Source organism: Allobosea sp. 05T422_2 (assembly GCF_056396265.1).
Genome location: NZ_JBFTLD010000228.1, coordinates 1 through 11,286, shown reverse-complemented (window position 1 = coordinate 11,286; position 11,286 = coordinate 1). Strand labels below are relative to the sequence as shown.

The 11,286-nt window shown below is 65.4% G+C and carries 12 protein-coding genes and 1 pseudogene; 4 read left to right on the top strand and 9 right to left on the bottom strand.

The features are described 5' to 3' along the window. Both AC1DJT_RS28100 and pth read left to right on the top strand, forming a co-directional pair. A pseudogene (locus AC1DJT_RS28100) lies at positions 1 to 182 on the top strand (50S ribosomal protein L25/general stress protein Ctc); the annotation flags it as partial. A gap of 120 nt (positions 183 to 302) precedes the next feature. Next, positions 303 to 917, top strand: coding sequence for an aminoacyl-tRNA hydrolase (pth, locus tag AC1DJT_RS28095; RefSeq protein ID WP_441489510.1), 615 nt, complete (start codon positions 303 to 305; stop codon positions 915 to 917). A 105-nt stretch (positions 918 to 1,022) separates the two neighbouring features. On the opposite strand, the gene AC1DJT_RS28090 is transcribed toward pth, so the two are convergent. Beyond that, the gene (locus tag AC1DJT_RS28090; RefSeq protein ID WP_441505180.1) at positions 1,023 to 1,628 is read right to left on the bottom strand and encodes a DUF5666 domain-containing protein; all 606 of its coding nucleotides are present in this window, start codon (positions 1,626 to 1,628) and stop codon (positions 1,023 to 1,025) included. A 213-nt stretch (positions 1,629 to 1,841) separates the two neighbouring features. On the opposite strand from AC1DJT_RS28090, the gene ychF reads away from it, so the two are divergent. Further along, positions 1,842 to 2,939, top strand: coding sequence for a redox-regulated ATPase YchF (gene ychF, locus AC1DJT_RS28085; protein ID WP_113510844.1), 1,098 nt, complete (start codon positions 1,842 to 1,844; stop codon positions 2,937 to 2,939). A 19-nt stretch (positions 2,940 to 2,958) separates the two neighbouring features. Continuing rightward, positions 2,959 to 3,969 carry a MaoC family dehydratase gene (locus AC1DJT_RS28080; RefSeq protein ID WP_441505179.1) on the top strand — a complete coding sequence of 337 codons (1,011 nt, stop codon included), beginning with the start codon at positions 2,959 to 2,961 and terminating at the stop codon, positions 3,967 to 3,969. 88 nt (positions 3,970 to 4,057) lie between these two features. Here AC1DJT_RS28080 and AC1DJT_RS28075 read toward each other — a convergent pair whose 3' ends face one another. The 8 genes from AC1DJT_RS28075 to AC1DJT_RS28040 form a co-directional block, all read right to left on the bottom strand. Further along, a complete protein-coding gene (locus AC1DJT_RS28075; protein WP_441489513.1) occupies positions 4,058 to 4,702 on the bottom strand; it encodes a class II aldolase/adducin family protein in 645 nt (214 codons plus the stop codon). Then, a complete protein-coding gene (mtnA, locus tag AC1DJT_RS28070; protein ID WP_476835314.1) occupies positions 4,699 to 5,808 on the bottom strand; it encodes an S-methyl-5-thioribose-1-phosphate isomerase in 1,110 nt (369 codons plus the stop codon). Before mtnA ends, AC1DJT_RS28075 begins: the two co-directional genes overlap by 4 nt. A 4-nt stretch (positions 5,809 to 5,812) precedes the next feature. Continuing rightward, positions 5,813 to 6,358 (bottom strand): adenine phosphoribosyltransferase, encoded by a 546-nt coding sequence (locus AC1DJT_RS28065; protein ID WP_441505176.1) that lies wholly within the window; start codon positions 6,356 to 6,358, stop codon positions 5,813 to 5,815. Between the two features lie 101 nt (positions 6,359 to 6,459). After that, positions 6,460 to 7,329 (bottom strand): S-methyl-5'-thioadenosine phosphorylase, encoded by an 870-nt coding sequence (locus AC1DJT_RS28060; protein WP_476768064.1) that lies wholly within the window; start codon positions 7,327 to 7,329, stop codon positions 6,460 to 6,462. A 136-nt stretch (positions 7,330 to 7,465) separates the two neighbouring features. Next, positions 7,466 to 8,347, bottom strand: coding sequence for a cytochrome c1 (locus AC1DJT_RS28055; RefSeq protein ID WP_441489517.1), 882 nt, complete (start codon positions 8,345 to 8,347; stop codon positions 7,466 to 7,468). Between the two features lie 6 nt (positions 8,348 to 8,353). Beyond that, positions 8,354 to 9,637, bottom strand: a complete 1,284-nt coding sequence (locus tag AC1DJT_RS28050) for a cytochrome b (RefSeq protein ID WP_069879615.1) — start codon at positions 9,635 to 9,637, stop codon at positions 8,354 to 8,356. A 56-nt stretch (positions 9,638 to 9,693) separates the two neighbouring features. Further along, positions 9,694 to 10,239: a ubiquinol-cytochrome c reductase iron-sulfur subunit gene (petA, locus tag AC1DJT_RS28045; RefSeq protein ID WP_476835313.1), complete on the bottom strand. Its 546-nt coding sequence runs from the start codon at positions 10,237 to 10,239 to the stop codon at positions 9,694 to 9,696. A gap of 189 nt (positions 10,240 to 10,428) precedes the next feature. Then, a partial coding sequence (locus AC1DJT_RS28040; protein ID WP_476835312.1) for an ABC transporter ATP-binding protein occupies positions 10,429 to 11,286 on the bottom strand: 858 nt, incomplete at its 5' end.

Genomic DNA, 11,286 nt, shown 5'->3' with positions numbered 1-11,286 from the left:
ACGTCTCCGTCGCTGGCCTGGGCGTTGGCACGTCCATCCATGTCAACGACATCAAGCTGCCGGCAGGCGTCAGCCTGACCACCCGCGAGAACCTGACGCTGGTCACGATCGTGGCGCCGTCGGTGATCGAGGATGCTGCTGCCGAGGGCGCAGCCGAAGGCACCGAGGCCGCCAAGGCCTGAGGATGCCGCGCTTCGGCGCTGCCTTCGCGAGACCACTTGGACGGCCGGGTTTCCCGGCCGTCTTGCTTTAGAGGGAGGCGCAGGACCGCCAGCCCCTCCCGACTGCCGGAGTGACCTGCCATGCTGATCTTTGCCGGTCTCGGCAATCCCGGCGCGCGCTATGCCCGCAACCGGCACAATATCGGCTTCATGGCGGTCGAGACGATTGCCCGCACATACCGGGCCTCCCCCTGGCGCTCACGCTTCCAGGGCGAGGCTTGCGAGGCGACGATCGGTAACGAGAAGGTCATCCTGCTCAAGCCGCAGACCTATATGAACGAATCCGGCCGCGCGGTCGGCGAGGCGGCTCGCTTCTTCAAGATCGCCCCCGCCGACGTGATCGCTTTCCATGACGAACTCGATCTCGCTCCGGCCAAGCTGCGCGTGAAGCTCGGAGGCGGCAATGCCGGCCATAACGGGCTGCGCTCGATGACGGCCGCGATCGGCAACGACTACCGCCGCGTCCGCATGGGCATCGGCCATCCCGGCGACAAGGCCCTCGTCCATGCCTATGTGCTGAACGATTTCGGCAAGGCTGAGCAGCCCTGGGTCGAGGATCTCTGCACGGCCTGCGCCGATTACGCCACTCTGCTCGCCGCGGGCGATGATGCTGGCTTCCAGAACAAGGTGCATCTCTTCATGGACGCGCGCGGCCATGCCGCGGTGAAGCGCCTCGGCGAGAAGGCCGAGGACTAAAAGGCTCGTTCATCGGACCCGATCTCGTATCGGGTCCGATGAACGAGCCTTTCCGTGTTTGCATCGGCTTTCTGGAAAACCGCAATCCACTTTTCGGGCGATGGATCAGAGCGGCAACTGGGCGCCCTGTTTCGCGATCGTGACTCGGCTGGCAAGAAGACCGCCGCCGGGCTGGCGCGTCGCCGTGAACGCGACCTGTGCCCCCGGCGACAGCTCGGACGCTTCGGCGGGTGCGGCCATGATGATATTGGCCTCGGGCGTGATCGTTACCTTTTGCTCCCCACCGGGATAGGTCAGGACGAGATTGGCGCCATCGACGCGCGAAACCGTCTCGGCCACGGTTGCATTGGTCATGGTGCTGTCTGGCAAGACTCCCCAGGCCCTGTGCCCTTCGCCCGTCCCGCGCATCGCCTCGGGAAAGATCAGGACCTGGACGGCGAGAAGCGTGCCGTCAGCCTGCGGCCGCGCACCGACGCCGACGAAGCTGCCCTTCTTGATGTCGTTTGGGCTGGCTTTGACCACCCCGCCAACCGAGTAGCCGGGGGCCAGGGCGACCGCGACGTCCTCGCCGCTCGGCGTCTTCACTGTCAGCGCCGAGCCTTCGAGCTTCTCGACCGTGCCACGCACCCGTGTCGCCGGCGCCTGAGCCTGTACGATACTGCTGGTCAGGACGAGAGCTGCGGCGAAGAGACTGGCAGAGAGCGCGCGCATGGAAGAGCTCCGTCGAATGGACCGGCGCAGACAGATCGCCGTCTCGCGAAGTCCTGCGCTCCTGCGCAGCGCCTCGCCATGCACGTTCGCGTGAGCCGTCCCTGGCCCCTGCCATCTTGTCTTTTGCCGCCCGGACCCCAATAAGGCCCTGGACATTCCAATCATCATCTCGCGACCGCCCCTTTGCGGCGGCGACGCAACGGACCAGCCATCATGGGTTTCAAATGCGGTATCGTCGGCCTGCCGAATGTCGGCAAGTCGACCCTGTTCAACGCACTGACGCAGACGGCTGCGGCACAGGCGGCGAACTATCCCTTCTGCACGATCGAGCCGAATGTCGGCGACGTCGCGGTACCCGATGACCGGCTGGAGAAGCTGGCCGCCATTGCCGGTTCGAAGGAGATCATTCCGACGCGCCTGACCTTCGTCGATATCGCCGGGCTCGTGCGCGGTGCCTCCAAGGGCGAAGGCCTCGGCAACCAGTTCCTCGCCAATATCCGCGAATGCGACGCCATCGCCCATGTGGTGCGCTGCTTCGAGGATGGTGACATCACCCATGTCGAGGGCAAGATCTCTCCGATCGACGATATCGAGACCATCGAGACCGAGTTGATGCTCGCCGATCTCGAGAGCCTCGAGAAGCGCGTGCAGCCGCTGGAGAAGAAGGCGAAGTCGGGCGACAAGGAGGCCAAGGAACTGGCCGACCTGATGAACCGCTGCCTCGTCCTGCTTCGCGACGGCAAGCCGGCACGCCTCGTCCAGGTCGCAGCCGAGGAACGCAAGGCCTTCGAGATGCTCGGCCTGCTTTCGTCCAAGCCGGTGCTCTATGTCTGCAATGTCGAGGAAGCCAGCGCCGACAAGGGCAATGGCTTCTCCGAGAAAGTGAAGGCCCGCGCTGCCGAGGAGGGCGCAGTCGCCGTCGTCGTCTCGGCCAAGATCGAGAGCGAGATCGCCGTCCTGCCGGCCGAAGAGCAGAAGGACTATCTCGACGCGGTCGGCCTCGCCGAGCCGGGTCTCAACCGCGTCATCCGCGCCGGCTATGCGCTCCTGAACCTCGTCACCTATTTCACCGTGGGCCCGAAGGAAGCCCGCGCCTGGACGATCGAGAACGGCACCAAGGGCCCCGCCGCCGCCGGCGTGATCCATACCGATTTCGAGAAGGGCTATATCCGGGCCGAAACCATCGCCTATGACGACTACATCGCCCACAAGGGCGAGAGCGGTGCGCGCGAAGCCGGCAAGTTCCGGCTCGAAGGCAAGGAATATGTCGTCGCCGATGGCGACGTGCTGCATTTCCGCTTCGCCAACTGAGCCGGACCGCGAGCGACCTATGCGCTATTTCGAGGACTTCGTCGTCGGAGAGGTGAAGCAGAGCGGCCGGGTCGCCGTTTCGCAGGACGACATCATCGCCTATGCTTCKCGCTACGATGCGCAGGATTTCCACACCGATCCGGCGGCCGCGAGGCAGAGCTTCGTCGGCCAGCTCATCGCGTCCGGCTGGCATAGCTGCTCGCTACTGATGCGGCTGCTCGCCGAGGACTTCGTCCTGGAGGCCGCCTCGATGGGGGCCCCCGGCATCGAAGAGGTCAAATGGCTCCGGCCCGTGCTGCCGGGGGATGTCCTCAGCGCACGGCGCAGCGTGATTGAAACCAAGGAATCGCGCTCACGCCCCGAGATGGGCCTGGTGAAGTTCCGGTTCGAGCTCCTGAACCTGCGCGACGAGCCGGTCCTCGAGCAGACCAACTGGATCATGTTCGGTCGCAAGGGCTCGGGCTTTGCTCAACCCAGGGGCGACTGGCTGGCCCACCCGCCCCGCTATGTGCAGCCGGCAGCGCTGAGCCTGCTCGAAATTCCCGCTGGCGAGACGCAGCCGGCGCCCTTCTTCGAGGAGATCGAGATCGGCGAGAGCCATGAACTCGGCAGCTTCGTCTTCACACCTGAGGAAATCGTCGCCTTCGCCCGTGCCTTCGATCCGCAGCCCTTCCACATGGACGATGTTGCGGCGCGCAGCAGTTCCTTCGGGCGCCTGGCCGCCTCGGGCTGGCATACGGCCTCGGTCTGGATGGCAACGATGGTCGCTCACCGCAAACGCCAGCTCGCGGCCACGCCCGGACAGGCGCCACGCCTCGGCCCCTCCCCCGGCTTCAAGAATCTGCGCTGGTCCAGACCGGTCTTTGTCGGCGACAGGATCACCTATAGCTCGACCGTCATTCAAACCCGCGCCAGCGCCAGCCGCCCGCAATGGGGCCTGTTCTTCCATCGCAATGCCGGTGTGAACCAGCATGGAGAGGAGGTCTTCAGCTTCGAGGGCTGCGTCTTCATCGAGCGCAGGCCGGCCTGATCCGCGGCGCGATCTGAAGCGTCCCAGGCGATGTGGCCGGGGCCAAGCCCGACCATGCCGGGCCGCGCCCCCAGAACGCCTCTGGTCCTCAGCCGACCTTGCCGTAGCCAGCGAACTTCGCGGAAACGCGCGACATCTCGGCCTCGTCAAGAATGACCGGCTCCAAGCCGGAGGCGAGCAGGTCGAGATATTGCCCGGCGAGATTCTCGACCTCGGCGACGATCGTGTGCGCGCCCGCGAGTGTCTGTCCAAGCGCGATGACGCCGTGATTGGCAAGCAGCACCGCCTTGCGCCCCTCAAGCGCCTTCACMGCGTTCTCGGCAAGCTCGGGTGTGCCGAAGGTCGCGTATTCCGCGCAACGCACATCGGCCCCACCGCATAGCGCAATCATGTAATGGAAGGCCGGAATCCCGCGCCTTGCCGACGACAGCGCGGTGGCACGCGGCGAATGCGTGTGCACGATCGCCTGGGCGTCCGGGCGCGCCTTGTAGATCTCGACATGGAACGGCCATTCGGACGAAGGCTTGCGTGAGCCATTCAGGATGGTGCCGTCCTGCGAGAGATGGATCAGATCCTCCGGCCTTGTCTGCGCATACGGCAGGCCGGACGGGGTGATCAGCAATCCGCCTTCGAAGCGGGCCGAGACATTGCCGGATTTCGATGGGCAGAACCCGGCCTTGTCGATCGCCTGGGCGACCGCGACGATCTCTGCGCGAAGCGCCATTTCACTCATGTCGCAGCTCCGCGCGCCAGATCAGGAAAGAGACCAGCAAGCCCCTCGGAGCTCGCAGGGGCCACACCACGTTCGGTGATGAGGCCGGTGACAAGGCGCGCCGGGGTGACGTCGAAGGCGGGATTGGCGGCGGGGCTGCCAGGCGCCACCACTCGAAACTGGCCGACCTCGCCATCCTCGCCCAGGCCTGCGAGATGGGTGACCTCGCGTGCCGAACGCTCCTCGATCGGGATCTCGCCGAGCCCGTCCGACAGCCGCCAGTCGATCGTCGGGGACGGCAAAGCGACATAGAAAGGCACGCCGTTGTCATGCGCTGCCAGCGCCTTGAGATAGGTGCCGATCTTGTTGGCGACATCTCCGGTCGCGGTCGTCCGGTCGGTACCGACGATGACCATGTCGACCTGCCCGCGCTGCATCAGATGCCCGCCGSCATTGTCGCTGACCACGGTATGCGGCACGCCATGGGCGCCGAGTTCATAGGCCGTCAGCGCCGCGCCCTGGTTGCGCGGCCGCGTCTCGTCGACCCAGACATGGATGGGCAGGCCGGCATCATGCGCCAGATAGATCGGCGCCAGCGCCGTGCCCCAGTCAACCGTGGCAAGCCAGCCGGCATTGCAATGGGTCAGGATATTGAGGCGCTCGCCCGGAGCCTTGCCCGCCGCAAGGCCGCGGATCACGCCAAGTCCGTGCTCACCGATCGCGCGGCAGAGCGCGACATCCTCGTCGCAGATCGCAGCAGCCTCGTCATAGGCCGCTGCCATGCGCGAAGCTGGATCCAGGCCCGCCAGCCTGGCGCTCACCCGCTCCAGTGCCCAGTGCAGGTTCACCGCTGTCGGGCGGGTCGCACCAAGCAGCGCGACAGCCACCTCCAGCGCCTGGTCGGACGGGTCCGCGCGCATGGCCAGGGCGACGCCATAGGCGGCTGTAGCGCCGATCAGCGGTGCTCCKCGCACCACCATGCTGCGGATCGCCTCGGCGGCCTGCTCGGCACTCCCAAGCGCGACGGTCTCGAAACGGAAGGGCAGCTTGGTCYGGTCGATCACGCTGACGCGCCAGCMATCCTGCGCGAGCCAGATCGTCCGGTAGGCCTTGCCGCCGATCTTCATGGGCTTAGTGTCCGCTGAAGGAGACGAGCGTGCGCACGGGAACGCCGAGGCGGCGGACCCGATCCGCCCCCCCGAGATCCGGCAGATCGACGATGAAGCACGCCGCCACGACCTCCGCGCCAAGCGAGGATAGCAGGTTGACCGCCCCTTCCGCAGTGCCCCCGGTCGCGATCAGATCGTCGACGAGCAGGACGCGCTCGCCCCGTGAGACCGCGTCCTTGTGGACCTCGATCTCGCCCGTGCCGTATTCCAGGGAATAGCTGATGCTGACCGTCTCGTGCGGCAGCTTGCCCTTCTTGCGCACCGGGATGAAGCCGGCCGAGAGCTGATGGGCCACCGCCCCGCCGAGGATGAAGCCGCGCGCCTCGATGCCGGCGATCTTGGCGATCTTCAGCCCGGCGAAAGGCTGGACGAGCTCGTCGACCGCACGTCGGAAGGCCCGGGCATCGCCGAGCAGGGTGGTGATGTCCCGGAAGATGATGCCCGGCTTGGGATGATCCGGAATCGAGCGGATCGCGTTCTTCAGGTCGAGGAGGGTATCACGGTCCATGCGGAAACAGCTCGCTGTGGCGACGCGCTCTCTTAGCGCCGCGGCCGCGCGAAGGGAACCGCCAGCCCCAGCCCGGCGCCCCCTCCAATGTCAGGCAGCAGTCAGAGGACCCGGCCCGCAACCGCGTCGAGCCTAGCCACCAGGCTCGAATCTCGAAATTCGCGCGCCGTTATGATGGCGCCGTCCAGCGCGTGATGGGAGCCAGCCGGACAGGGCTCGCGATCGGCAGGGAAATCCGCGGCCAGGCGCGCAACCAGCCGGCGCGCCTTCTCGGCATTGTCCTTCAGCACTGCCACGACTGAGGTGACATCCACCGAGGACTGCTCCGGGTGCCAACAGTCGAAATCCGTCACCATCGCGACGGTCGCGTAGGTGATCTCGGCCTCACGGGCGAGCTTGGCCTCGGGCATCGCGGTCATGCCGATCAGGTCGTAGCCGAGCGCCTTATAGGTCAGCGACTCCGCATAGGTCGAGAATTGCGGGCCTTCCATGGTGACCAGAGTACCGCCGCGCACGAAGGGCAGCTCCTCGGCCGTAGCGGCATCGGCGAGCCTTGCCTGCAGCAGCGGACCGACCGGGCGCGCCATCGGGACATGCGCGACGCAGCCCTTGCCGAAGAAGGAGCTGGCGCGACGCACGGTGCGGTCGATGAACTGGTCGACCAGCACGAACAGGCCGGGATAGAGCTCGGATTTGTAGGACCCGCAGGCTGAGAGCGAGACGAGATCGGTGACCCCCGCGCGCTTCATCACGTCGATATTGGCGCGGTAATTGATCTCGGAGGGCGGCAGGACGTGACCACGACCATGGCGCGGCAGGAAGACGATCTTGGTTTGGCCGATCCGGCCGATGCGCAGGATATCCGAGGGTTCGCCCCAGGGGCTCGTGACACGCTCTTCGCGCAGATCGGTCAGGCCCGGCAGGTCGTAGATGCCCGACCCACCGATGATTCCGAGCACAGCTTCGCTCATGATCGCTTCCTTTCAGTTTGGCCGGACAGGAGCAGGCTTCTGTGACGGCCGTACAAAGGCGCTGCACAGCCGCAGCCGCGCAAGGCCAAACGAAAAAGGCCCCGTTTCCGGGGCCTTTTCCCATTCTCAGAGTTGGTCAGTGCGCGGTTGAGCCATCCGGCATGCGCGACCAGACCTTCTTCTTGGTGTAATAGAGCAGACCGCCGAAGAAGATGAGGAACAGCATGACCTGCATGCCGATGCGCTTGCGCGCCTCGAGATGCGGCTCAGCCATCCAGACCATGAAGGCCGCGACGTCCTTGCCATACTGCGCCACGGTCTCCGGAACCGGCGACTTGCCGTCCGGCCCCTTCGGATACTCGACCTGCCCGTCCTGGAGCGGCTGCGGCATCGCGATGAGGTGGCCCGGCATATAGGTGTTGTAGTTTTGGCCCGGCAGCAGCGGCGGGAAGCCCTGCGGCGGTTCCTTGTACCCGGCCAGCAGCGCCGCGATATAGTCCGGCCCCTGCTCCTGATACTGGGAAAAGATGTCGATGATGAACTGCGGGAAACCGCGCTCATAGGTGCGGGCCTTGGCCAGGACCGACAGATCCGGCGGGTAGGCTCCGCCATTGGCGGCCCGCGCCGCCTGCTCGTTCGGGAACGGCGACGGGAAACGGTCCGCCGGACGGCCGGGACGATCGAACATCTCGCCCTGGTCGTTCGGGCCGTCCTTGATCTGATAGGTCGCCGCCAGCGCGGTGACCTGCCCGGGCGTGAACTCCGGGCCACCAGGCTGCGACAGCGTCCGCATCGGGATCAGGCTCATCGCGTGGCAGCTGGCGCAGACCTCCTTGACGACCTTGAAGCCGCGCTGGAGCTGGGCACGGTCGAACTTGCCGACCGGACCCGAGAATGACCACTTCTGCTGCGGCGGGATCACACGGTCGCCGGCGGCCTGGGCCGTCAGCGCGTTGGCAGTGAGGGCAAGGCCGAAGCTTAGCCCCGCCAGGGCAAGGCGAAACGGGGTGGTGCTCATCTTTCGTCAGCCCTTGGCGTTCGGTTCGGAGGCGGTGGCAGCCGCAAGGCTCGCGCCCGAGCCACCCTTGATATTGGCCAGCACGGAGTCCGCGATCGAGTTCGGCAGCTTCGCCGGCTTCTCGAAGATGCCGACCAGCACAAGCGAGATGAAGTAGCCGAAATACAGCGCGGTGAAGATCCGCGAGTAGGTCACGTAGGGCTCCTCGGCAGGCATGGCGCCGAGATAGCCGAGCACGATGCAGACCACGAGGAACGCCCAGAACAGGACCCGGGCGACCGGCCGGTAGCTCATCGACTTCACCTTGGAGGTGTCGAGCCAGGGCAGGAAGGCCAGCACCGCGATCGCCGCGAACATCGCCAGAACGCCGCCGAGCTTGTCGGGAATGGCGCGCAGGATCGCGTAGAACGGCAGGAAGTACCACTCAGGCACGATATGTGTCGGCGTCACCGCCGGGTTGGCCGGAATGTAGTTGTCGGCATGGCCCATGAAGTTCGGCTGATAGAACACGAAATAGGCGAACACGAAGATGAAGCAGACCATCCCGAAGATGTCTTTGATGGTCGCATAGGGCGTGAACGGCACGGTGTCCTTCTGGACGTTCTTCACCTCGACGCCGGTCGGGTTGTTCTGTCCGACGACGTGCAGCGCCCAGATGTGAAGGATCACGACGCCGAAGATCATGAACGGCAGCAGATAGTGCAGCGAGAAGAAGCGGTTCAGCGTCGGGTTGTCGACGGAATAGCCGCCCCACAGGAAGGTCACGATCGTCTCGCCAACCACCGGCAGCGCCGAGAACAGGTTGGTGATGACGGTGGCGCCCCAGAAGGACATCTGCCCCCAGGGCAGCACGTAGCCCATGAAGGCGGTGGCCATCATTAGCAGGAAGATGACGACGCCGAGGATCCAGAGCACCTCGCGCGGAGCCTTGTACGACCCGTAATAGAGGCCGCGGAAGATGTGGACATAGACGGCGACGAAGAACATCGAGGCGCCGTTGGAGTGCAGGTAACGCAGCAGCCAGCCGAAATTCACGTCGCGCATGATGTGCTCGACGGAGTTGAAGGCCATGGTCGCATGCGGCGTGTAGTGCATCGCCAGGATGACGCCCGTCACGATCTGCGCGACGAGCATGAACACCAGGATGCCGCCGAAGGTCCAAAGGTAGTTCAGGTTGCGCGGAACCGGGTAGGACACGGCCGAATCGTGCATGAGGCGAACGATCGGCAGACGGGCATCGAGCCAGCGTTCAAAGCCGGTCTTCGGAACGTAGGTGCTATGACCACTCATGACGAATGCCTCAAGGCTTTCTCGGTATCATTGGAAATCATGGAGAAGCGCATAGCTCAGCCGATTCGGATCTTCGTATCTGCGTTGAACGCATAGGGCGGGATCGGCAGGTTGAGCGGCGCAGGCCCCTTGCGGATGCGGCCCGACGAATCGTAGTGCGAACCGTGGCATGGGCAGAACCAGCCGTCGTAGTCGCCCTTCGGATCGCCGGGGGAATTGCCGAGCGGCACGCAGCCAAGATGGGTGCAATTGCCGTAAACGATGAGGAACTGCTCGTGGCCTTCCTTGACGCGGGCCTGGTCGGTCTGAGGATCGGGCAGCGTCGCGACATTGACCGCAMGCGCCTCGTCGATCTCCTTCTTGGTGCGGTGACGCACGAAGATCAGCTTGCCGCGCCAGAACAGCTTGATGGCCTGGCCTTCCGCGATCGGGCCGAGATCGACATCCATCGGCGCACCAGCAGCAATGGTCTGCGCGTCCGGAGCCAACTGGCTCACGAGCGGAACAACAACAGCACCGAGACCGACGGCACCGGCAGCGCCGGTCGCCAGCATCAGAAAGTCGCGGCGGGTGGTTTGGGTCGTCTCGGTCGCGTGAGCCACGATCGATTCCTCTGCTCTTCGCCCAGCCTGGAACGGCTGTAAATTATCGTCTGACGCCCCTCATAGGTGCGCCCCTTCGCAGCCGCAATGCGGCGGCACGTCGCCGCCGCGCTCTTTGGCATGCACTTTGGACGAAGTCTACTGTTCCGGGCGGCGGCAATGTGCATCGCGGCCTGCCCTCAGCGGGACTCAGGCCGTGACCGTCTCCGGGTCGGCAACGGCCAGGAAACCACCCGACTGGCGCGCCCAGAGCCGGGCATAGAGGCCACCACGCGCGACGAGTTCGGCATGGCTGCCCTGATCGACGATGCGCCCCTTGTCGAGCACGATCAGCCGATCCAGCGCCGCAATGGTCGAGAGCCGGTGCGCGATCGCGATCACGGTCTTGCCCTGCATGAGCGCCGTGAGCTGCTCCTGGATCGTCGCCTCGACCTCTGAATCAAGTGCCGAGGTGGCCTCGTCCAGGATCAGAATCGGCGCGTCCTTGAGCAGCACGCGGGCGATGGCGATGCGCTGGCGCTGGCCGCCCGAGAGCTTGACGCCGCGCTCGCCGACACGCGATTCGAACCCCTTGCGCCCATCCTGGTCGCTGAGGGTCGCGACGAACTCATGCGCCGATGCCCTCCTGGCCGCCTCGATGATCTCGTCCTCGGTCGCATCGATCCGGCCATACCCGATATTATCGCCGATCGAGCGGTGCAGCAGCGAGTTATCCTGCGTCACCATGCCGATCTGTGCGCGCAGCGAGTCCTGCGTCACGCGGGCGATATCCTGCCCATCGATCAGGATGCGACCGGCCTCCAGCGGATAGAGTCGCAAGAGCAGGTTGACGAGCGTCGACTTCCCGGCGCCCGATGGGCCGACGAGGCCGATCTTCTCGCCCGGTCGGATATCGAGGTTGAGCCCCTCGAACAGACCGCCGGTGCGGCCATAATTGAAGCGCACCTGCTCGAAGCGGATCGCCCCCTCGCCGACCGACAAGGGCCTGGCATCCGGCACGTCGGTCAGGTCATGCGGCTTGGCGATCGTCTCCATGCTCTCCTGCAC